The organism is Phaeobacter cretensis, from assembly GCF_047372505.1.
Taxonomy (GTDB): Bacteria; Pseudomonadota; Alphaproteobacteria; order Rhodobacterales; family Rhodobacteraceae; genus Phaeobacter; species Phaeobacter cretensis.
The window spans coordinates 3,258,043-3,279,045 of record NZ_JBKBEU010000001.1 but is presented as its reverse complement, the minus strand read 5'-3'; the positions used below and the strand labels follow the sequence as shown (position 1 = coordinate 3,279,045).

Below are 21,003 nucleotides of genomic sequence, written 5' to 3'. Positions count from 1 at the left end.
CGCAAGACGGGAACGGCGTTCCGAGGAGAGCGAAATGACATTGATTGCACCCAACCGCCCCAGTCGCAAAGTGCTGATGGCGCTGCCGCTGGTGGCTGTACTGGCCGCTTGCGAAGCTCCGCTGGACTATGACTTGCGTGGCCAAATTGGTGCCTTCAACACCACCAAGGCCGCCCAGACTGCCACAGTCAACCGACCGAAGCCCGATGCAAAAGGGCTGATCACGTACCCGTCTTATCAAGTTGCTGTTGCCCGTCGTGGTGATACTCTGAGTGATGTAGCAGGCCGAATTGGTCTGCCCGCGGGCGAACTGGCAAGATTCAACGGCATGAAGACCGATGATGCCCTGCGCCAAGGAGAGGTCATCGCCCTGCCTCGACGCGCACCAGGCACTGCTACCGCTGGTAACAGCAACGGCAATGTCGATATTGCGTCGCTAGCGGGAGATGCCATCGACAGCGCGCCATCAACAACTCCGAACGCTGGCGGCAGTGTCAGCACTGCGCCACTGGCGTCTCCGGCCACGGCCAGCAAGCCGCAGGTACAAAGCGGACCAGAACCCGTACGCCACAAGGTGAAACGCGGCGAAACGGCTTATACCGTCTCGCGGCTCTATCAAGTGCCGGTAAAATCTCTGGCGGAATGGAACGGGCTGGGTAGTGACTTTGCCATTCGCGAAGGCCAGTTCTTGCTGATCCCATTGAAAGACCAGCCCGCCCCACGTAAGGAGGCGGCAGCCGCAGCAACAGCTGCGACGACTGCTCCGGGAGAAGGCACCAACACGCCTACCCCGCCAAGCGCGACAAAGCCCCTGCCGCAGGAAACAGTGGCCCCCGCCGCTGTGGTCCCCAAGGATTTGCCCAAGGTAGCAGTACCTGCTCCCACACGTAGCTCAACTGCTGCAATGACCTATCCGGTCAAGGGCAAGATCACCCGCACCTACGCCAAGGGCAAAAATGACGGCATTGATATTGCCGGCGCTGCTGGTGCCCCGGTGAAGGCTGCCGATGGCGGAACAGTGGCGGCTATCACCAAGGATTCGAACAACATTCCGATCATCGTCGTCCGGCATGATGCCAAACTCCTGACCGTCTATGCCAATGTCGATAAGATCGAAGTGAACAAGGGCGACACGGTTTCGCGTGGCCAGACCATCGCGGCCCTGCGTGACGGGCCATCAGCCTATGTCCATTTTGAAGTGCGTAACGGCTTTGAGAGCGTCGACCCACTGCCCTATCTTCAATAACCGCTTAATACGATGGTCCTAGATTGAGAAACGACGCCCCAGATTTCTGTGAGCGCCCTTCTTATTCTGGATGATAGCGCGGCGCGGACGCACAGGTTGTCTGTCAGGAGACCACGACCCCGTGCCGCCCAGCAAGATCAGTGAAGAACTGCCAGGCTACCCGGCCCGAACGTGCGCCTCGCGTAGCCTGCCATTCAATGGCTTCGGCACGAAGTTCATGTTCTGAGACTTCGACCCCATATACCGTGCAATACCCCAAAATCATGGCGAGGTATTCATCTTGATCACAAGGATGAAAGCCCAGCCATAAACCAAACCGATCCGAAAGAGAGACCTTTTCCTCAACCGCTTCGGAGGGGTTGATAGCGCTGGACCGCTCGTTTTCGATCATGTCTCGTGGCATAAGGTGGCGGCGGTTTGAGGTCGCGTAGAACAGCACATTATCGGGCCGTCCTTCGATGCCGCCGTCCAATACAGCCTTCAAGCTCTTGTAGTGCTGATCATCATGCCCGAATGACAGATCATCACAAAACAGGATAAACCGCTCTGCTGTCGTGCGGAGATGGCTCAACAGGCGCGCAACCGATGGCAGGTCTTCGCGCTGCAGTTCCACCAACTTTAGCACGGGGAACTCCGGAGACAATTTGCCATGGATCGACTTCACAAGGCTGGATTTCCCCATACCCCGTGCGCCCCACAACAGCGCATTGTTCGCACCAAACCCGGCGGCAAAGCGGCGTGTGTTATCCAGCAGAGTGTCCCGTGCGCGATCAATCCCCAATAGCAGCTCCAGATCGACCCGGTTCACAGTTTCCACTGCCTCTAACCGGTCCGGTGCCACATGCCAGACGAAAGCGGAGGCAGCAGCAAAATCGGGAGCCTTGAGCGGCGCAGGCGCCATCCGTTCCAGCGCATCGGCGATGCGGGTCAAGCTTGTCTCATCCATAGAAGAAAGCCTCCGTTTCTTTGGTCACGTTGCCGCAAGGCACCCTCAGCCGTCCTGTGGCTCGATCATGGCAACTCGGGTTGCGTGTCGGCCACCTTCGAATTCGGTATTCAGAAAGGCATCCACGATTTCAATCGCCAGGCTGTCGCCAACCACACGCGCCCCGATTGAGAGCATATTTGCATTGTTGTGCTGACGGATCATCTTGGCTGAAAAGGTTTCGGAACACACACCGCAGCGAACGCCCTTGACCTTATTCGCAGCCATCATGATGCCCTGCCCGGTACCGCAGAGGATGATGCCCAAATCGCAATCACCCGATGCCACACGTTCTGCCGCAGCCGCTCCATGCTTGGGGTAATGGGTGCTTTCAGGGGTTGTCGGGCCAATATCAACGACGTCCCAACCGTTTGCTTCGATATGCTCCGCAATAGCCTGACGCAGTTCAATTGCTGCGTGGTCACTGGAAAGAACAACGCGGGTGGGTTTTTTCTGGTCCATGGGTGTCTCCATCGGTGGGTTATCGGCGTCAAATCATGTTCCGACTGGGCGAGCAAGAGGGCAGCAGATCTCGCAGCAAGGCGATGCACCTAGACCGCGACAAAGGCGCGCCGTTGCCAGCGCGCCTTTCATTGTCAGTTCTGGAAGGAATTACTTAGAGTTATTGTCTTCGCCGTTCTCTTCTTTGTCGTCAAATTCATCCATCAGCGGGTCGTCTTCAGGATGCATATCCATCTCTTCGCCGATGTCGTCTTCGTCGTCATAGTAACCCTCGGCCCGGAGCTTGGCTTCGCGCGCCTTTTCCACCCGGCGCACCAGCAAGATCGAGATCTCGTAGAGACCGTAGACAACCGTAAACAAGATCCCTTGCGTAATCACATCCGGTGGCGTCACCAAGGCGGCCAACACAAGGATGGCAACAACGGCGTATTTGCGCACACCACCCAACCCCTCGGCGCTGACCAAACCGGCTTTCCCCATGAGCGTCAGAAGAACCGGCAACTGAAAGCACAGGCCAAAGGCCATAATGAACTTCAGTGTGATATCCAGCGACTCGTTCACCTTACCGAAGAAGGTAATGCGCACCCCATCGGTGGTTTCCGGAACAACCGCCGCGTCTGCGGGCAGGCTGCTGACCGCATTGGACATCAGGTTGGCAAAGATTGACGACACATCAGCAAAGCCAAGAAAGAAGGCCATCGCAAGCGGTGTAACCACGAAATGCGCAAAACTCGCCCCCAGAAGGAACATCACCGGCGAGGCAATAAGGAACGGCAGAAACGCATTCTTCTCCGTTTTGTAGAGACCCGGCGCAACAAAACGCCAAAGCTGGAAGCCGATCACAGGAAAGGACAGTGCAAATCCGAACACCATGGAGATCCGAAACAGTGTAAAAAGATATTCCTGTGGGCTGGTGTACTGAAGTGTCGGAGACGGATCACCAAGGTTGCGCAACGTCTCCTCTATCGGGACAAGGAGGAACTGCAGGATCGGTTCCGCAACCGTAAACGCCAGCACAATACCCACGATAAAGGCACCCACCGCCCGGATCAGACGGGTGCGCAGTTCTGCAAGATGCTCAATCAGCGGCGCTGTGCTGTCGTCAATATCTTCAGACGCACTCATGTTTTGGTCTCACTTTCTGGCGCAGCTGGGGCGTCGGTGGCAGCCAGTGCGGCCTCCGCTTCAATAGCCTTGGCTTGCGCTTCTGCAGCCTCACGTGCCTTACGGTCTGCTGCTGCCCGGGCAGTCGATGCCTGAATTTTCTTAGCGTCTTCAGCCCGTTCAGCCGCCAGTTTCCCCGTTTCGCTATCCGGGTCAAACTTGGTTGGGTCAATTGACTTCGCCATGTCCTGCGCCGCCTGCTTTACGCCATCCATTGCAGTGTTCATAGGATTGGCGGCGGCCTTCAGTCCTTTGGCCATATCGTTGACGCCTGTCTCATCAGCAGCGTCATTCATGGCCCGGCTGAATTCACGTGCCATACCCTTGGCCTTACCCACGAATCGTCCAACATTGCGGAACAAAACCGGCAGGTCCTTGGGCCCGACAACAATCAGCGCCACAACGCCGATAACCATAAGTTCGGTCCACCCAAGATCAAACATCGGCGCTTAGACCTTGTCTTTTTCGGTCTCGGGGGTCACGTCGCGCGCAGCATCGGCGGTGTTTTCTTCTTCCAGCTCTTTTGTGCTGTCATTGACGCCTTTTTTGAAGGCCGTAATTCCCTTGCCAACTTCGCCCATCAGCGAGGAAATTTTGCCGCGGCCAAACAGGACCAGCACGACGACAGCGATAAGCAGCAGGCCCGGAAGGCCGATATTGTTAAGCATGAGAGTGTCTCCTTCTCCGTGCGGGCCTAGTGATAGTCCGCAGATGTCATTTGATGACGGTTTTACGCCGGAGCTCAGGCGCAGCCTAGATCTGAGCCGCCTTGGCGAGCGCAAAATCCGATGAAATTACCGGTTTGTGTACAACGCGAGCATCCAACTGACAGGTTTATGTCAGTTGGATAAGCGTATTGCCAGCCCATCACATTTCAAAAGGAGATAAGTGATGAACAAACATGTGGCAGAGATCGTGACCTTTCACTTGGCTGATGGGGTCAAGAAACAGGACTTCGTGACCTTGATGCAGAAAACGGAAGGCTTTGTACGCGCGCAATCCGGCTTTGTGCACCGTCAGCTAAGCCAAGGTTCTGATGGCAGTTGGACCGACTATGTGGTTTGGGAAAACATGGCGAAAGCACAGGCGGTGGCGCAAAGTTTCATGCAGCAGGATTTCGCGCCTATGGTGATGGCCGCGATGGCACCAGACACCGCAAAGATGCGCCATGAAGACGTGCTGTGGATGATGGAAGCCTAAGCTCGGCGCACCCACATCTTCGCAGGAGGCAAGAGGTGGTGCTCTTGACCTCCTGCCCTCCCCGTACCAAGGCTAGGCCATGCGCCGCACTGATCGCCTTTTTGATATCATCCAGATCCTACGCGATGGGAAATTGCACCGGGCACAGGACATTGCCTCGCGGCTGGAGGTCTCCACCCGCACGATTTACCGCGATATGGACACGCTGGTCGCCAGCGGCGTACCGGTCGAGGGCGCGCGCGGTGTCGGCTACATGGTACGAGAAGCCATCACCCTGCCGCCTCTCACTCTCACAAGCGAAGAACTGGAGGCGCTGAATCTGGGTATGGCCATTGTTGCCGAAGCAGCCGACCCGGATCTGAAAGCCGCGGCCGAGAGCCTTGCCGCCAAGGTGGATGCCGTTCTGCCCGAGAGTACAATTGCAGAAGCGGATGCGTGGAAATTTGCAGTTTACCCCTTTGCAGATGCGGCACGAGGCTTTGCGCAGATGCCAACGCTACGGGCCGCCATCAAAGCCCGCCAGAAGCTTCATCTGACCTATCGCCGTATAGACGATACGCTGACAGAGCGCGTCATCCGACCACTGCATATGGAGTATTGGGGACGGGTCTGGACACTGACAGCCTGGTGCGAAGCGCGCGGGAATTTCCGGGTGTTTCGCGTTGACCTGATTGAGACCGCACAGCCGCTACCAGAGCTGTTCGTCGATGAACCGGGCAAGCGGTTGGAAGACTATCAGCCCTATGCGGATAGCGCCAGCGCAGGCTGATGCAGGGGGTTACGCCTGATTTGGGAAAACAAAACAACGGTTGCGCCGAACCGTCAGCCACATCACCCGGCCAGGATCAGGCAAGAAAACATTGGGCACCGTGGCTTTTAGCACGCTGCCATCAAAATCCATGTGGAACTCGACCAGGCTCTCATGCCCGAGAAACCGCGCGCGTTTCACAACAGCGCGCGCTGCCACCCCGTCGCTCAGCGTTGGATGCGGGCCACGTCCGTTGCGGTCGAAATCAATGCGCAGATGCTGTGGGCGAAACACGATGTCCACTTTGGTCCCATCCGGCACACCGGGTGCCAGGAATTGACCAAATGGTGTTTCCGCCAAAGCGCCGTTCACTTCGGCATGTAAGATATTTGTATCACTGAAGAACCCTACTGCCGCACGGTCCACAGGCCGTGTATAGACGTTGTAGGGCGCGCCCTGCTGCACGATTTTTCCATCACGCATCAGGGCGATTTCATCGGCCATCCGCATCGCCTCCTCCGGTTCATGCGTGACCAGAAGTACCGCAGCGTCCTCTTCCTTCAGCAACGTCAGGGTTTCGTCACGAATGCCGTCGCGCAGACGGTTATCCAACCCTGAGAACGGTTCATCCATCAGCATGATCCGTGGCTTGGGCGCCAGAGCGCGGGCCAGTGCGACGCGTTGCTGTTCACCGCCCGACAGCTGATGCGGAAATTCATCAATATACTGCGCCAGCGATACTTTTTGCAGCAGTTCCTCGACCCGCGCGCGTTTCTCATCCTTACTGCCCTTCAGGCCGAAGGCGACATTGTCGGCGACGCTCAGATGAGGGAACAGGGCAAAGTCCTGAAACATCAGACCAATCTCACGACGTTCTGGCGGCACGCGAAACACGGTGTCGCAGATCAGCTTGCCGTCGACATAAATCTCGCCGCTGTCCTGCATCTCCACCCCTGCAATCATGCGTAGGGTGGTTGACTTCCCGCAACCGGACGGCCCAAGCAGGCAGGTGACCTGTCCAGCCTGGATCTGCAGTGACACGTCATCTACCACCGCGCGCCCGTCGAAAAAGCGCCGCAAATTGCGGATTTCAAGGCGTGGCGTGGTCGCAGAGAGGCCGTCGGAGCCAACCATCGGATCAAGGGGAGCAGCAGTCATGCGACCTCGTTATTGATTTCCGATCAAAATAATCGGGCTTGGCTCGCAGATATCAACCCCATTGGTGCCATGCAAGAGAGCGGGAGGCGTCGCCCCAGATCTGCTGGTAGACAGGCAATCAACGATTACCCGGGGGCTCGTGGGTCCCACAGCGCTATTCGGTGGGCTCCAACAGATCGAAGTTAAGTTCCGCTCGCACACGTCCATTCACCAGCAGTTCTAGCCGATGCGCTCCGGGCACCAAGGTGAATGTGCTCGCCCCAGCTTTCAGGGGATGCCGTTTGCTGAGGGTGGTACCGTTGTCAGAGCCTGTGGTTTGCTTCAGCTTAAAAACCTTGGCCGAGATCTTGCCGCCGGGCCGTTGGAAATGCAGGCGATAGTCCACCAACAGTGGCGTGCCTGCTGGTGCATCCAAATGGCAGTCGAACTGCAAGGCCCCACCGACCCGTACCGGATCATCGCTAAGTGCGAGCTTTGCAGTCACAGGTGTTTCTGGATCATAGCCAAGCATCTGCATCGCCCCGTTATGACCCGCTTTGATCAGGCCACGCAGGGCATGAGCAGTCATCCAAGCCAGCTCCGCTGGGCGCTGCTGTCCTGCTGCATGCCAATGGCGCAACTGCGCAAGTACCAGATCCGGGTCTTTCTTGGAAATATCGTTCAGGTGATTAGCCACGGAACGGGTGACATATCGCGTGGGATCTGAATGCAACTGGTCCAATAAGGACAAAGGTTGCGACAAAGTGAGCGGCACCGACTGGCCCCATGGCAGCCTTGGCCGGGTGCCCTCACTCACCAGTCGTCGGACATGGTAGTTGCCGCTTGTCACCCAGCACTTCATCTCCGCCAAGGTCTGATCAGTCCAGCGGTTCAAGAAGGGGCGTATGGCCCATTCCATCGAGAACCGCTGAGTGATTTCGGATAAGAGCCGCAATGAGAGATCCGGCGCGGTATCCAAACCACGCAACACTACAAACTCACCAAGTGGTGCAAAGATGAAATCACCAAAGTCATCATCGCTCAGGCTTGGGTCCAGCGGGGGAGGCAGCGCCCCTAGCAGAATCGGGGCAGCGTCCTCCAGATCCTCGGGCAGATGGCGGACAAGCACCTCAGCTATTAGGGTGATGCGCTGTTTGAGCTCCAGCTTTGGCAGTTCAGCCATCACGTCGACCTCAAAGCGATCCGGATCAAACGTAGTATCCGCCGCCGTGAATAACCCCGCCAGATAGCGGATTTTTTCACGATTAAACAATTGGTCTTTAAGTGAAAATCCGGACGCCACTTCTCGCTCCTATCAGATGGTCATATTGGTTGCGCCGCCATCCAGCAGGATGTTCTGGCCAATCATGAACCCGGCATGTTGCGAGCATAGAAAGGCGCAGGTCGCACCAAATTCCTGTCGCGTGCCATAACGCCCGGCGGGGATGCTAGCGGCGCGCTGTTCGGCGGCCTCATCAATGGAAATTCCCTGTTGTTGCGCAACACCCGTATCCAGCGAGATCGCCCGGTCGGTTGCGTGGATACCAGGAAGCAGGTTGTTGATGGTCACGCCGCTGCTCGCGACCTGGCGGGAGGTGCCTGCGACATAGCCAGTTAACCCTGTGCGTGCCGCATTCGAAAGTCCCAAAACCGGGATCGGCGCTTTGACGGATTGTGAGGTTATATTGACGACACGCCCCCAACCACGTTGCATCATACCGGGAACCAGCGCCTTGATCAGGGCTATTGGCGTCAGCATGTTGGCATCCAAAGCTTTGATGAAATCATCGCGTTCCCAGTCGGACCACAAGCCCGGCGGTGGGCCACCAGCGTTCGTGACAAGAATATCGACACCGTCTGCTGCAGCTATTACTTTAGCCTGTCCGTCCTCGGTGGTTACATCGGCAGCGATGGTTTCGACATTGACACCATGAGCATCGCGGATCGACTGGGCCGACGCCAGAAGCGCCTCTGCTCCGCGTGCGTTCATCACAAGATCAACGCCTGCTTCCGCCAGAGCCTCAGCGCAGCCCAGACCCAGCCCTTTGCTGCTGGCGCAGACCAACGCTCGCTTACCTGCAAGTCCTAAATCCATAACATATTTCCTCTGTGCTGCAGCGATCATTCCTACCGCCACCAGATTTGGCGGATTCAGATCAAACGTGTTTGCCGTGTTGCGGCAGACCTTGCACACTCTCCGGGATTTTGGCCAGCCCTTCCGATGCCGACCGAGACAAGACGGAAGCAGCTACCACACCTTATCCAAAGCGGTGTACCTGCTCTTGGGATCACTGTGGCAGCTCCGCCCCGTTGCTTTCGCAAAACCACCCCCATCCGGTCCGCATCTCGCCACAATGTTCGCCAGTATAGGAGATCACCCGCGCAGGACGCGCGTCGTATTCTTGGTTAGGTCATTCATGCTCACCCAGCTGCATCAAAACCCCATTGCCGCCCAGACACTGCCGGTTTTTCCTGCATCAGGGTTCTGCGTGGAAACTGGTGCGAACATGGGTGATGGGCTAGGGCTGTATGACGACCTGCAGTTAGATGATGTATATCAACTGACCCACAGTAGCCCCCCCAAACAATTAGGCCTGATCGCCCGCCCGGATGGGAGGCTTGAGCTGGCTGAAGACACCGCTATCGGTAGATCCGGTGCCCGGCTGCATCTTGATTGTCTGCTGACCCTAATGCCAGATATCGGGGCGAATGCCGAAGCTCTGGTTCTGGTTGAGGTCGACGGTGATGGATTGATCGCGGCGATCTACCTACTCCCGCTCGCTCCTTTGCAAGCAGAGGCCGGTTACACACTTGTACGCAAAACCCGCGAAGGCAGGCGCCAGCGGCTTGCGCAGCTAGCCTGTGTCTCTTTCACACGCGGCACTCACATCACTTTGGACAGCGGCGCCCAACGCAGGATCGAGGATTTGGAGACCGGCGATCGTGTGCTGACCCGGGATGACGGCGCACAAGTCGTGCGTTGGATTGGCCAGTGCACATCACATGCTGTTGGCGAAATGGCTCCTATTCTCATTCGAGCCGGTGCTCTCAACAATGAAAATGACCTGCTTGTCAGCCCGGACCACCGGCTACTTGTGCACCCACGCCGTGACATTCTCCGCCGCGGTCGCCCTGATCAATTGGTACGAGCACGAGATCTGGTGAACGGGATCGATATCTTTGAGCAAAGCGGCGGTTTCGTAGACTACTTTCAGCTACTGTTTGACCGCCATCAGATCATCTTTGCAGAAGGGGTAGCCGCAGAAAGTCTGCTATTGAACCCGCTCACCCGTGCCGCATTGCCGGAGGAGCATCTAAGCCGCACCCCTGGGCTGCTCCTCGGCCATCAGCGGGTGGCCTCGGGCCTGGACATCCGCCCAGCCCTGAGGGAACGGCACCCCTCATTGCCCAATCGAAAAAGCGCATTGATGCGGTAAGCTACCGTAACGTTATCTAAGCGCTTTTACCCTTACTCTCGGGGCAAGTCGTTTTTCGGCATCAAATGTGCTGAAAAAAAGATGCTCCTTTGGGGAAACTTACGATTGTTGACCGGCTTGGCCTCATCATTTCTATTGCGATTAGTCAGGCTCCAAATGTATTTTTGTGTATGGCCTGATGATGACGAGAAAAGATCTGGTACAGCGTTGGTTTGCTGAGGTTTGGGAAAACGGCAATATCTTAGCGTTTGAAGACATGCTTGCCGCATCACTAGACAGCAGCAAGCTATTGGACGGACTACCAAACCCCCGCCAAGACTATCCCGTTTTGATTGACGTTGTGCACAATTTAGCGGGCAAAATTCGCATCGAACTGCTGAATTACATAGAAGACGGCGACTGGACATCTACCCAGTACCTACTGACCTCCGATGGCCCTGACGGTGTCACCCCCATCCACGCGGAGGGCATCATGATGATTCGGTTTGAGGGTGATAAAATCGCCGAATTGAACTCCAAGTTCGACGCATTTGCTTTCTTTGAACAACTTGGGCAATTGCCCGTGGATGCAATGCCCACTTGTCTGGGAGGACACCGGCTAGTTTGGCGATAGCCAAGCACAGATGGATAGACTGACTATGCGTCGCGTGCTGTGGACCCTGTTTATCTTGCCTCGCGCTGCCATCCTGATATACGCGCGCTCATGCTCGATACCGTCCCAAACCGCCCCGACCTGCCCGCCGAAATCGCTCGGCGCCGCACCTTTGCGATCATCTCGCATCCGGATGCCGGCAAAACCACGCTGACTGAAAAGTTCCTGCTTTATGGCGGCGCGATTCAGATGGCCGGTCAAGTACGCGCCAAGGGCGAGGCACGGCGAACACGGTCGGACTTCATGCAAATGGAAAAAGACCGAGGCATCTCCGTGTCGGCATCTGCGATGTCATTTGACTATGCCAACTACCGCTTCAATCTGGTCGACACGCCAGGTCACTCAGATTTTTCGGAAGACACCTATCGCACACTTACGGCGGTGGATGCTGCTGTCATGGTCATCGACGGTGCCAAGGGCGTGGAAAGTCAGACGCAGAAGCTGTTTGAAGTGTGCCGTCTGCGTGACCTGCCGATTCTGACGTTCTGTAACAAGATGGATCGGGAAAGCCGCGATACATTCGAGATCATTGACGAGATCCAGCAAAACCTCGCGATTGACGTAACCCCTGCCAGCTGGCCCATCGGCGTTGGCCGCGATTTCATTGGCTGTTACGACATGCTGCGTGACCGGCTGGAGCTGATGGATCGTGCGGACCGGAACAAAATCGCTGAGAGCATCGAGATCAACGGGTTGGATGATCCGAAACTGGCTGAACATGTGCCAGAGCATCTGCTTGAGAAACTCCTCGAAGAGGTGGAAATGGCCCGCGAGCTGCTTCCAACGCTTGACCCGCAATCGGTTCTTGAAGGACATATGACCCCGATCTGGTTTGGCTCTGCAATCAACTCTTTTGGTGTTAAAGAACTGATGGATGGCATCAGTGGCTATGGCCCCGAACCGCAGCCTCAGACGGCCCAACCACGCCAGATTGCACCGGATGAAAAGAAAGTTGCCGGATTTGTATTCAAGGTACAGGCCAACATGGATCCGAAGCACCGCGACCGCGTTGCGTTTGTCCGGCTGGCTTCTGGCCACTTTAAACGTGGTATGAAGCTGACCCATGTGCGGTCGAAGAAACCAATGGCGATTTCAAACCCGGTGCTGTTCCTCGCTTCCGACCGCGAACTGGCTGAAGAAGCATGGGCAGGCGACATTATCGGTATTCCCAACCACGGCCAGCTGCGTATTGGCGATACGCTGACCGAAGGCGAGGCCCTGCGCGTCAGCGGCATCCCGTCGTTTGCACCTGAACTATTGCAGGGTGTGCGGGCCGGTGATCCGATGAAGGCCAAGCATCTGGAAAAGGCGCTGATGCAGTTCGCAGAGGAAGGCGCGGCTAAGGTCTTCAAACCCTCGATTGGCTCCGGCTTTATCGTCGGCGTCGTGGGGCAACTTCAATTCGAAGTACTCGCCAGCCGGATCGAGATGGAATACGGCCTACCGGTCCGGTTCGAAGCCTCGCAATTCACCTCCGCCCGCTGGGTCAGCGGAGACAAGACTGCGCTGGATAAGTTTACGAACACCAATAAGCAGCACATCGCACATGATCACGACGGAGACGTCGTTTATCTGACGCGTTTGCAGTGGGATATTGACAGGGTGGAACGCGACTATCCGGACTTGAAACTGACCGCGACCAAGGAGATGATGGTCTAAGTACCGTTTCCCAGAACGATTGGTAAATCAGACCCGCCATGGATATCGACCACCAATATTGTCCTGGCGGGCTCTATATGCCGCTGCGTCGGCTTAAGGACAGATTTCAGGTTCAGTGTCTGTCCGCTAACGGCTGTCGCTTCCTCTGCTCCATGCCAAGCTACCAGAAGCGCGGTCCGGCATGACCCTGCAAAGCCCACCCAAATGGGGTCTTGTCAGCACGATAAAAGCTGATGCAGAGACTATATTGAATTTTGCGGCTTATCACTTGGATTTGGGCGCTCATCGGCTGCATCTGTATCTGGATACCCCCAACCTTGATGCTTACCCGCACCTGAAGGCACACCCCAAAATACGGGTGGCCACCTGCGATGACAGTCACTGGAGACAGCGTAAAAAACAGCGCCCCGAGATGCATCAGGTCCGCCAGACCATGAATGCGACCCATGCCTATGGCCGCATGCAGACCGATTGGATCGCTCACATTGATGTTGATGAGTTTATCTGGCCGAACGCCGACGCCAGCGATCAGGCACAGACAATAGCGGGCATACTTGCCAGCCAGCCAATGGAGCAAGACGCACTACGGATGCGACCGGTGGAGGCGCTCGCGGGACGGCCTGACGTTTATAAATCAATGGTTTTGAAGGACGAGAATAGAGAGCAAAAGCTGCGTGCCATCTATCCGGAGTTTGGCGCATTTCTGAAAGGCGGCTTCCTTAGCCACACTGCCGGCAAGCTGTTTGCGCGGACCGGGCTTCCGGACATTCAATTTCGCATTCACAACCTGTTCCAACACGGGGAAAAATCCTCCCGTGAGAAGGAACAAAACGATCTCCGGATTTGCCACCGCCACGCGCCCAGTTGGGACAATTGGCAAGCCACATATAGGTTCCGGTTGGCGAAAGGCTCTTATCGTCCGGGGTTAAACGCCGGCTTTCCGCGCTATTTGGGCGGGCTTAGTGCGCATGAGCTGCTGTCGATGATCGAGGAGAATCACGGCCTCGAAGGGCTTCGCCGTTTTTTTGAGGAAATCAATGCTGGGCCGCCTGAGATCTACAAGCGGTTACAGGATCGTGACATGATCCATCATTGTCCTCTGGATCTGGAGACAAAGCGCCGTCAACATTTTCCGCAATTTAGCTAAACTGTTTCGAGTTTACCCATTACGGCCGCAATAACGCGCTCAAACCCGGCTTTGTTTGACGATTGCAGTGGATTTTGCTATGCCCCGCCGCAAGCCGGTCAAGACAGGACGCAAGACCATGCGGAATCGGCCCTGACATACACGCGCGGGCCAGGTCAGTGTCCGCAAAAACGGACGCATATGACAAAATTTTCAGATCTGAACCTGAACCCCAAAGTTCTCAAAGCTATTGAGGACGCGGGTTACGAATCACCTACACCCATTCAGGCAGGAGCGATTCCTCCCGCGCTTGAAGGGCGAGACGTATTGGGGATTGCACAGACCGGCACCGGCAAGACGGCCTCTTTCACTTTGCCGATGATCACCCTGCTAGCACGTGGCCGCGCCCGAGCGCGGATGCCGCGTAGCTTGGTTCTCTGCCCCACACGCGAGTTGGCGGCTCAAGTGGCGGAAAACTTCGACACCTACACCAAACACCTGAAATTGACGAAAGCACTGCTGATTGGTGGCGTCTCGTTCAAGGAACAGGACACGCTGATCGACAAAGGCGTGGACGTTTTGATCGCCACACCCGGCCGCCTGCTCGACCATTTTGAGCGCGGTAAGCTGATCCTTTCTGATGTTAAGGTAATGGTGGTTGATGAAGCTGACCGGATGCTCGACATGGGGTTCATCCCCGATATTGAGCGTATCTTCGGCCTTACGCCCTTTACTCGCCAGACGCTGTTCTTCTCGGCAACCATGGCACCTGAGATTGAGCGGATCACCAATACATTCCTCTCTGCTCCCGAACGTGTCGAAGTGGCTCGTCAGGCGACCACCTCTGAAAATATCACTCAGGGCGTGGTTCTCTTCAAAGCGTCGCGTCGCGACCGTGAGAGCAGTGAAAAGCGGAAACTTCTGCGCCACCTCATTGATCAGGAAGGCGAGAAATGCACCAACGCAATTATATTCTGCAACCGGAAAACGGATGTCGATATCGTTGCGAAATCGCTGAAGAAATACGGCTATGATGCTGCGCCTATTCATGGCGATCTTGACCAAAGCCAGCGCACCAAAACCCTTGAAGGCTTCCGCGAAGGTGCATTGCGGTTTCTAGTGGCATCTGATGTTGCCGCGCGTGGCCTTGACGTGCCCAGCGTCAGCCATGTCTTCAACTTTGATGTGCCGAGCCATGCAGAGGACTATGTCCACCGCATTGGCCGGACGGGTCGTGCAGGCCGTGATGGTTCAGCTATGATGATCTGCGTGCCAAAGGATGAAAAAAACCTCGAAGATATCGAGCGTCTCGTCCAGAGTGAGATCCCGCGTATCGAGAACCCGTTGAAAAAAGCAAAGGCTGAGCCGAAGGCTAAAGAAAGCGTTGATGACGCCGCGACCAGCAGCGAGCCGGTCGAGCGCAAGACACGCAGCCGTCGGTCTTCCTCGCGCAGCTCTGCTGCAAAGGAAAACACGGCCGCGCCGGAGGCCGTAGCAAGCGAAGCGGCTTCCGCAGTAGTTCAAACAGCTTCTCAAAACCAGCCGTCCGAGGAAGAGAGCCGTGCAGATAGCCGGTCCTCTTCACGTGGTAAATCAACCGACAACAAATCTGGTGCTAAGTCCGGGCACAGAGGCAACCAGAAGTCAGGCCGTGGCCGTGGTGGCAATGATCGTGGCAATGACCGCAACGTGATTGGCATGGGTGATCACATGCCCAGCTTTATCGCGCTTAGCTTTGCTGAACGCCGCGCAGGCTAGTCTAGCCTCCCATATGACAATCTTCAGGGCTGCCAATCGAGGCGGCCCTTTTTCATACCGGGATCATAACTTCTGAAACAATTGTGCCCAGTCTGTCGCGAGCTTTGCACTTGCAGCATGGCGGGATTGACCATTCTCACGGATGTCATCTTACTTCGGTGCGCCTATCTTAGTGTCAACCAGACGCACAAAAGAAGATGAGGTTCGCAATGAACACAATAGAGTTTCCCGTCGTCACCGCCAACGAAATCCGCGCTATCGAAGCGCGCGCGCATGAGCTACGTGCACAAGCAATGGCCGCCTTTCTGCGCAGCTTGGGCCGTGGCATCGCAAGCCTTCCTGGCAAGCTGTCCGCCATGATCTCGCGCCCACATCACGCTTAATACTTGCCCACCAAGCAGGGTTCTGAGCAGTTCTGCTCTCCTGCTGATAATCATCCCTATTCAAAACCCCGGTTCTCTGCCGGGGTTTTGTGCGTTTTGGCTATAGCGCCATCACTTTGCAATGGACCTGCCACGCTTGCCACACTGCGCCAGTTAAACTGGTCTCCAAACCGCCAGTATCTCGTCTCGGGATTGGCGGTTCACCCAGTTACGCCCGGTGAACACAACGGGCTGTTGGTTAGAGTGATAGAACGGAAAAGGCCCGCGGCGTTAGACGCAGCGGACCTCATTTAAGTTACAAGAGATAGACAATCAGCGCATCCGGCTAAGGACGACAGTCACCTCGGGCTTCTTGCCGATCTCATTCTGTGCAGTCTGACGCGCTACGCGACGCAGATTTTCCTCAAGCTTGTCATCATCGCGCAGCGTCTTCGCTCCTGCGCGCATAACAAACTGGTTCAGATCCTCTTCCATCACTTCGACGAGTGCTGCATTAGAGCGCCCGGTCTCAGCCAGACCTTTGATATCGCACCAAGGTTCGCCTAGCGGTTCATCATCTTCGTCCAGAATAACCGTGACTACGACATGACCATTCAACGCCATGCGGATACGGTCGCGGACCACACCGTCCATCGCACCGTATTTGACGGATCCGTCCAGATACGTTCGGCCAGTATCGACGTAATCAACAACCTTAGGCGCGTCGCCGGTAAGGTCCATCATCATCCCGTTGACCACGACAGCGCTGGCGATATCCTTCGCCTCACCCAGACGGGCATGCTGGCGCAGGTGACGGTGCTCACCGTGCATAGGTATCAGCATCTGCGGTTTGATAATTTCATGCATCCGCTCCAAATCAGGACGGTTGGCATGGCCGGATACGTGATACAGCCCGGAGCTGTCATCAACCACATCAACGCCCTTTTCAGAGAATTGATTGATGATACGGATAACACCACGTTCATTGCCCGGAATGGTCTTGGAGGAGAACAGGAACATATCGCCTTCCTTGACCTCAATACCACGGTATTTCCCCCGAGCCAGCTGTGCAGATGCAGCGCGACGTTCGCCCTGACTGCCGGTCACGATCAGCATCAGGTTTTCGCGCGACAACTCCTGTGCGGCCTCGGTGCTGACCACCTTAGGAAAATCCTTCAGCACGCCAGTTTCCGTCGCCGCCTCGACCATCCGCTGCATGGCACGACCCAAGAGAACAACTGAGCGGCCTGCCCGTTGACCGGCCTCGGCGAGTGTTTTCACGCGCGCTACGTTAGAGGCAAAAGTGGTCGCGACAACCATGCCTTCGGCTTCACCCACAAGGCGGGTGATTTCCGGACCAACGTCGACCTCGGAACGGCCAGGATGAAGCGAAAAGACATTTGTGGAATCGCAGACCAGCGCCTTGACGCCGTCCTTCGCAATCTCTCCCCACATCTCTGGATCAAAGGCCTCGCCCACGATGGGCGTCGGATCGGTTTTGAAGTCACCAGTATGGACGACACGGCCCGCAGGTGTGTCGATCACCAAACCACCGCTTTCGGGGATCGAATGCGAAATAGGTGCAACGCCGATGGTGAAAGGCCCCAGCTTAGTAACCTCTGGCCATGCTGAGACGGTTTTCACCTCCTCGCTATCCAAACCAGCCTCATCCATCTTCCGGCGGGCCAGGTTGGCGGTAAATGCGCGAGCGTAGATTGGCACATTCAGATCACGGTAAAGATGCGCTACAGCACCGATGTGATCCTCATGGGCGTGGGTGATAAACACACCCTCCAGCTGGCCAGCGCGCTCTTTCAGCCAGCGGATGTCCGGCATGATCAGATCCACGCCAGGCGTGCTGTCCATATCCGGAAAAGTCACACCTAGGTCGACCAGAACCAGACGCTCCTTGCCCGGTTTGCCATAGCCATAGACATAGGCGTTCATACCAATTTCGCCTGCCCCACCGAGGGGCAGATAGATTAAACGTTCAGTGCTCATCCTCGAGACCGTTATCCTTATTATATCTGTGTATGATCTGCAGTCCGTGCATCGTGAGATCATCCTCAAATGCGTCAAACAGATCTGCTGTTTGCTGGAATAAAGGCGCCAGCCCGCCTGTCGAGATTATTGTCATAGGTACGTCGCGCTCCGCTTTGATGCGGGCACAGATTTCGCGCACCAGTCCTACGTATCCCCAGAACACACCTGACTGCATACATGCAACCGTATTGGTACCGATGACCGACTGTGGCTTGGAGATATCAACATGGGGCAATGCCGCCGCCGCCTGATGCAGCGCTTCAAGGCTAAGATTTACACCCGGTGCAATCACACCCCCAATATAGGCACCATCTTCTGCAACAACATCAAAGGTAGTCGCCGTGCCAAAGTCCACCACGATCAAGTCGCCGCCATATTTGTCAAAGCCGGAAACTGTATTGACCAATCGGTCGGGGCCGACATTGGTTCCCTGATCAACCCGCACCGACACCGGTAACAGGCAATCCGGTTTGCCGACTACGTAAGGCCGTGTATTATAGTAGCGATCAGCGAGTACCCGTAGATTGAACACCACCCGTGGCACCGTTGAGGAGATAATCATGTCGGTAATGTCCGCTTCGATCCCCTGTAAACGCATCAACGTGTTGAGCCAGACGAAGTACTGATCGGCCGTACGCCGCCAGTCGCTGGCAGTGCGCCACGTGCCGATGAAATTCTCGCCGTCCCAAATTGAAAACACGGTATTTGTGTTGCCGCAATCCACTGCCAGAAGCATGGCGCTTCCTTCCCTTGACCTAGAAAAAGATATCCGCGGCTGGAATGCTGACGCGGCCCTTGGCGGTGTTTAGGACAAGGTTACCGCTGGCGTCTACCGTTTCGAACGTGCCTTCAGTTTCAGAATTCGTCGTACGCGCGGTGATGACTTCGCCCAAACGCGCCGCACGGGCCAGCCAAGCGGTACGGATCGGCTCAAAACCGTAGGTTACAAACTGCAGCTCGTAGCGCGCAAAGGCAGCGGCGAGTTCGGTCAGAAAGTCCTCAGGAGTGACATGTACACCGGTTTCAGACAGAATAGAGACCGGCCAGACAGCGCCCGGTTCCAACCATTCCTGCATCGGTGTTTCAATGAGATTGGCACCGATACCGATGGACAGATGGGTAACACCGCCCGCCGAACCGGCACTTTCCAACAGGATGCCAGCCAGTTTGCCACCGTTCAGTAACACGTCATTGGGCCATTTCAATGCAAGGCCAACCGTTTCCCCACAGAGCGCAACACAGGCGTCGTGCAATGCAAGAGCCGCTACAAAGCTGCGGAGCGCCACCTGATCAGGGCTCCCATCTGGGCGCATAACCAAGGTTGCCGCAAAATTACCTTTCGGCTCTTTCCAGGCGCGACCTCTGCGACCGCGCCCCTTAGTCTGACGCTTTGCCAGGATCCATTCGGGGCCTGTCAGCGTGGGCGCGCGACGTGCAGCCTCATCTAGGGTGCTATCCACCTCATCAAGCAGGCTGCGACCGTAACCTTCTGGCCAATCACTCATAATGCTATCCCTTTAAGGCACAAAGGCCCGGTCCACGGACCAGGCCTTTGTGTGTTTTCTAGTAATGTGGTCAGTTGACTAAGGTAGCAGCTGCGGCAGCTGCGGCCCCCTCAATGCCGAACATGTTGATAATACCAAGCAGCATAACCGCAGCAGAAGCCATGAGGAATCCCCAGAGGATCGGAGAGCGGTTGGTTTCCAGCTCTTCGCCCTCTTCACCAAAATACATATAATAAACGATGCGCAGATAATAGAAGGCACCGATCACAGACGCGATCACACCGGCAATCGCGAGCCATGCAAGATCACCCTGATAGGCTGCGTTCAGCACATACAGCTTGCCAAAGAAGCCCAGCATCGGCGGCACACCTGCCAGCGAGAACATGAGTATAAGCAAAGCCAATGCCTTGCCCGGCTCACGACGGGAATAGAGGTTCAGCGCACGAATATCGGTGACCGGCTTACCGTCTTTTTCCATCATCAGGATGAAGGCAAACGTACCGATATTCATTGATACATAGATCGCCATATAGACAAGCAGTGCCTGCACACCATAGGCGGTGCCAGCAGCGAGCCCCATCAGAGCATAGCCCATATGCGCGATGGAGGAATATGCCATCAGACGCTTGATATCGCGCTGACCGATTGCCGCTACGGCACCGACGAACATCGACAGAAGCGACAGCAATGCCACAACCTGGCTCCAATCCTGTACCGCATGGCCAAAGGCGTCATGCAATACGCGCGCAAACAGGCCCATGGCTGCTACTTTTGGTGCAGATGCAAAAAACGCAGTGACAGGTGTTGGCGCGCCTTCATAGACGTCCGGTGTCCACATGTGGAAGGGAACAGCTGACACTTTGAACGCCATCCCAGATATCAAGAACACCAGACCAAACAGCAAACCGACGGAAACCTCGCCATGTTTGGCGACCGCATAGATGCCTGCGAAATCGGTGGTTCCGGCAAAACCATAAACCAACGATGCGCCATATAGAAGCAGACCAGATGACAGCGCGCCAAGCACGAAATACTTCAGGCCAGCTTCGGTTGATTTCACGCTGTCACGGCGCAGGGATGCAACGACATACAACGCAAGCGACTGCAACTCTAACCCCATATAGAGAGACATCAGGTTGCCCGCGGAGACCATAACCATCATGCCCACCGCGCTGAGCGCGACAAGAATAGGGTATTCGAACCGTAGCATGCCACGACGCGACATGTAGTCCTGCCCCATAACCAACACGGCCGAAGCCGAAAGCAGGATGGCCACTTTGGCAAACCGTGCAAAACCATCGTCAACGAACATACCGTTGAAAGCATCGCGGCTACCGGACGAGCCGGTTGCGATCCAGATTGCCAAGGCAGACATCAGTCCGGCCATCAGCCAGATCAGCGCCGGGGCGAGTTTGTCCTTACCCGTATAGACGGCTCCCATGAGCGCCGCCATTGCGCCGAGCGCCAGAACAATCTCTGGCAGGATAACGGTGAGATCAGCTGGGATCATCGCCCACGC

21 protein-coding genes are annotated in these 21,003 nt (G+C 56.1%); 9 read left to right on the top strand and 12 right to left on the bottom strand.

Translation table 11 applies throughout. The features are described 5' to 3' along the window. Positions 1-34 precede the first annotated feature (34 nt). Positions 35-1,246: a LysM peptidoglycan-binding domain-containing protein gene (locus tag ACEWZM_RS15545; RefSeq protein WP_414007302.1), complete on the top strand. Its 1,212-nt coding sequence runs from the start codon at positions 35-37 to the stop codon at positions 1,244-1,246. A gap of 103 nt (positions 1,247-1,349) precedes the next feature. Here the strand turns inward: ACEWZM_RS15545 and ACEWZM_RS15540 are convergent, their stop codons facing one another. The 5 genes from ACEWZM_RS15540 to tatA form a co-directional block, all read right to left on the bottom strand. Beyond that, a complete protein-coding gene (locus tag ACEWZM_RS15540) occupies positions 1,350-2,192 on the bottom strand; it encodes an ATP-binding protein (protein WP_414007301.1) in 843 nt (280 codons plus the stop codon). A gap of 45 nt (positions 2,193-2,237) precedes the next feature. After that, the gene (gene rpiB / locus ACEWZM_RS15535) at positions 2,238-2,693 is read right to left on the bottom strand and encodes a ribose 5-phosphate isomerase B (protein WP_414007300.1); all 456 of its coding nucleotides are present in this window, start codon (positions 2,691-2,693) and stop codon (positions 2,238-2,240) included. A 150-nt stretch (positions 2,694-2,843) separates the two neighbouring features. Further along, the gene (tatC, locus tag ACEWZM_RS15530) at positions 2,844-3,818 is read right to left on the bottom strand and encodes a twin-arginine translocase subunit TatC (protein WP_414007299.1); all 975 of its coding nucleotides are present in this window, start codon (positions 3,816-3,818) and stop codon (positions 2,844-2,846) included. Continuing rightward, positions 3,815-4,300 carry a Sec-independent protein translocase protein TatB gene (gene tatB, locus ACEWZM_RS15525; RefSeq protein WP_414007298.1) on the bottom strand — a complete coding sequence of 162 codons (486 nt, stop codon included), beginning with the start codon at positions 4,298-4,300 and terminating at the stop codon, positions 3,815-3,817. The genes tatC and tatB overlap by 4 nt, the downstream gene beginning before the upstream one ends. Before the next feature lie 6 nt (positions 4,301-4,306). After that, the gene (tatA, locus tag ACEWZM_RS15520; protein ID WP_414007297.1) at positions 4,307-4,525 is read right to left on the bottom strand and encodes a twin-arginine translocase TatA/TatE family subunit; all 219 of its coding nucleotides are present in this window, start codon (positions 4,523-4,525) and stop codon (positions 4,307-4,309) included. 223 nt (positions 4,526-4,748) lie between these two features. Between tatA and ACEWZM_RS15515 the strand changes: the two genes are divergently transcribed. Together ACEWZM_RS15515 and ACEWZM_RS15510 are read left to right on the top strand one after the other, a co-directional pair. After that, complete coding sequence (locus ACEWZM_RS15515; RefSeq protein ID WP_414007296.1) at positions 4,749-5,057, top strand: hypothetical protein; 309 nt, start codon at positions 4,749-4,751, stop codon at positions 5,055-5,057. A gap of 79 nt (positions 5,058-5,136) precedes the next feature. After that, a complete protein-coding gene (locus tag ACEWZM_RS15510; protein WP_414007295.1) occupies positions 5,137-5,826 on the top strand; it encodes a helix-turn-helix transcriptional regulator in 690 nt (229 codons plus the stop codon). 9 nt (positions 5,827-5,835) lie between these two features. Here ACEWZM_RS15510 and ACEWZM_RS15505 read toward each other — a convergent pair whose 3' ends face one another. The 3 genes from ACEWZM_RS15505 to ACEWZM_RS15495 all read right to left on the bottom strand — a co-directional run bounded on the left by ACEWZM_RS15505 (position 5,836) and on the right by ACEWZM_RS15495 (position 9,037). Then, positions 5,836-6,963, bottom strand: coding sequence for an ABC transporter ATP-binding protein (locus tag ACEWZM_RS15505; protein ID WP_414007294.1), 1,128 nt, complete (start codon positions 6,961-6,963; stop codon positions 5,836-5,838). 154 nt (positions 6,964-7,117) lie between these two features. Further along, positions 7,118-8,245: a hypothetical protein gene (locus ACEWZM_RS15500; RefSeq protein WP_414007293.1), complete on the bottom strand. Its 1,128-nt coding sequence runs from the start codon at positions 8,243-8,245 to the stop codon at positions 7,118-7,120. A 12-nt stretch (positions 8,246-8,257) separates the two neighbouring features. Further along, complete coding sequence (locus ACEWZM_RS15495) at positions 8,258-9,037, bottom strand: SDR family oxidoreductase (RefSeq protein WP_414007292.1); 780 nt, start codon at positions 9,035-9,037, stop codon at positions 8,258-8,260. Positions 9,038-9,359: 322 nt separating this feature from the next. Here ACEWZM_RS15495 and ACEWZM_RS15490 point away from each other — a divergent pair, with 322 nt between their 5' ends. From ACEWZM_RS15490 to ACEWZM_RS15465, 6 genes are all read left to right on the top strand, one after another. Then, positions 9,360-10,379 carry a Hint domain-containing protein gene (locus ACEWZM_RS15490; protein WP_414007291.1) on the top strand — a complete coding sequence of 340 codons (1,020 nt, stop codon included), beginning with the start codon at positions 9,360-9,362 and terminating at the stop codon, positions 10,377-10,379. A gap of 178 nt (positions 10,380-10,557) precedes the next feature. Continuing rightward, a complete protein-coding gene (locus tag ACEWZM_RS15485; RefSeq protein WP_414007290.1) occupies positions 10,558-10,992 on the top strand; it encodes a nuclear transport factor 2 family protein in 435 nt (144 codons plus the stop codon). Positions 10,993-11,082: 90 nt separating this feature from the next. Next, positions 11,083-12,690, top strand: coding sequence for a peptide chain release factor 3 (locus ACEWZM_RS15480; RefSeq protein ID WP_414007289.1), 1,608 nt, complete (start codon positions 11,083-11,085; stop codon positions 12,688-12,690). A 181-nt stretch (positions 12,691-12,871) separates the two neighbouring features. Beyond that, complete coding sequence (locus ACEWZM_RS15475) at positions 12,872-13,837, top strand: glycosyltransferase family 2 protein (RefSeq protein ID WP_414007288.1); 966 nt, start codon at positions 12,872-12,874, stop codon at positions 13,835-13,837. A 180-nt stretch (positions 13,838-14,017) separates the two neighbouring features. Continuing rightward, a complete protein-coding gene (locus ACEWZM_RS15470; protein ID WP_414007287.1) occupies positions 14,018-15,574 on the top strand; it encodes a DEAD/DEAH box helicase in 1,557 nt (518 codons plus the stop codon). A gap of 209 nt (positions 15,575-15,783) precedes the next feature. After that, a complete protein-coding gene (locus ACEWZM_RS15465) occupies positions 15,784-15,957 on the top strand; it encodes an RSP_7527 family protein (RefSeq protein WP_414007286.1) in 174 nt (57 codons plus the stop codon). A 312-nt stretch (positions 15,958-16,269) separates the two neighbouring features. Here ACEWZM_RS15465 and ACEWZM_RS15460 read toward each other — a convergent pair whose 3' ends face one another. The 4 genes from ACEWZM_RS15460 to nuoN all read right to left on the bottom strand — a co-directional run bounded on the left by ACEWZM_RS15460 (position 16,270) and on the right by nuoN (position 20,994). Continuing rightward, entirely contained in the window at positions 16,270-17,937 is a 1,668-nt protein-coding gene (locus tag ACEWZM_RS15460; RefSeq protein ID WP_414007285.1) for a ribonuclease J, read from the bottom strand. Next, entirely contained in the window at positions 17,927-18,715 is a 789-nt protein-coding gene (locus ACEWZM_RS15455; protein ID WP_414007284.1) for a type III pantothenate kinase, read from the bottom strand. The genes ACEWZM_RS15460 and ACEWZM_RS15455 overlap by 11 nt, the downstream gene beginning before the upstream one ends. Positions 18,716-18,734: 19 nt before the next feature. Further along, positions 18,735-19,484, bottom strand: a complete 750-nt coding sequence (locus ACEWZM_RS15450; RefSeq protein ID WP_414007283.1) for a biotin--[acetyl-CoA-carboxylase] ligase — start codon at positions 19,482-19,484, stop codon at positions 18,735-18,737. 70 nt (positions 19,485-19,554) lie between these two features. Then, positions 19,555-20,994: an NADH-quinone oxidoreductase subunit NuoN gene (gene nuoN / locus ACEWZM_RS15445; protein WP_414007282.1), complete on the bottom strand. Its 1,440-nt coding sequence runs from the start codon at positions 20,992-20,994 to the stop codon at positions 19,555-19,557. Positions 20,995-21,003 lie beyond the last annotated feature (9 nt).

Coding starts and splice junctions, on each gene's coding strand:
- ACEWZM_RS15545 (WP_414007302.1), top strand. CDS start 35: ATGACATTGATTGCACCCAACCGCCCCAGTCGCAAAGTGCTGATGGCG.
- ACEWZM_RS15540 (WP_414007301.1), bottom strand. CDS start 2,192: ATGGATGAGACAAGCTTGACCCGCATCGCCGATGCGCTGGAACGGATG.
- rpiB (WP_414007300.1), bottom strand. CDS start 2,693: ATGGACCAGAAAAAACCCACCCGCGTTGTTCTTTCCAGTGACCACGCA.
- tatC (WP_414007299.1), bottom strand. CDS start 3,818: ATGAGTGCGTCTGAAGATATTGACGACAGCACAGCGCCGCTGATTGAG.
- tatB (WP_414007298.1), bottom strand. CDS start 4,300: ATGTTTGATCTTGGGTGGACCGAACTTATGGTTATCGGCGTTGTGGCG.
- tatA (WP_414007297.1), bottom strand. CDS start 4,525: ATGCTTAACAATATCGGCCTTCCGGGCCTGCTGCTTATCGCTGTCGTC.
- ACEWZM_RS15515 (WP_414007296.1), top strand. CDS start 4,749: ATGAACAAACATGTGGCAGAGATCGTGACCTTTCACTTGGCTGATGGG.
- ACEWZM_RS15510 (WP_414007295.1), top strand. CDS start 5,137: ATGCGCCGCACTGATCGCCTTTTTGATATCATCCAGATCCTACGCGAT.
- ACEWZM_RS15505 (WP_414007294.1), bottom strand. CDS start 6,963: ATGACTGCTGCTCCCCTTGATCCGATGGTTGGCTCCGACGGCCTCTCT.
- ACEWZM_RS15495 (WP_414007292.1), bottom strand. CDS start 9,037: ATGGATTTAGGACTTGCAGGTAAGCGAGCGTTGGTCTGCGCCAGCAGC.
- ACEWZM_RS15490 (WP_414007291.1), top strand. CDS start 9,360: ATGCTCACCCAGCTGCATCAAAACCCCATTGCCGCCCAGACACTGCCG.
- ACEWZM_RS15485 (WP_414007290.1), top strand. CDS start 10,558: ATGATGACGAGAAAAGATCTGGTACAGCGTTGGTTTGCTGAGGTTTGG.
- ACEWZM_RS15480 (WP_414007289.1), top strand. CDS start 11,083: ATGCTCGATACCGTCCCAAACCGCCCCGACCTGCCCGCCGAAATCGCT.
- ACEWZM_RS15475 (WP_414007288.1), top strand. CDS start 12,872: ATGACCCTGCAAAGCCCACCCAAATGGGGTCTTGTCAGCACGATAAAA.
- ACEWZM_RS15470 (WP_414007287.1), top strand. CDS start 14,018: ATGACAAAATTTTCAGATCTGAACCTGAACCCCAAAGTTCTCAAAGCT.
- ACEWZM_RS15465 (WP_414007286.1), top strand. CDS start 15,784: ATGAACACAATAGAGTTTCCCGTCGTCACCGCCAACGAAATCCGCGCT.
- ACEWZM_RS15460 (WP_414007285.1), bottom strand. CDS start 17,937: ATGAGCACTGAACGTTTAATCTATCTGCCCCTCGGTGGGGCAGGCGAA.
- ACEWZM_RS15455 (WP_414007284.1), bottom strand. CDS start 18,715: ATGCTTCTGGCAGTGGATTGCGGCAACACAAATACCGTGTTTTCAATT.
- ACEWZM_RS15450 (WP_414007283.1), bottom strand. CDS start 19,484: ATGAGTGATTGGCCAGAAGGTTACGGTCGCAGCCTGCTTGATGAGGTG.
- nuoN (WP_414007282.1), bottom strand. CDS start 20,994: ATGATCCCAGCTGATCTCACCGTTATCCTGCCAGAGATTGTTCTGGCG.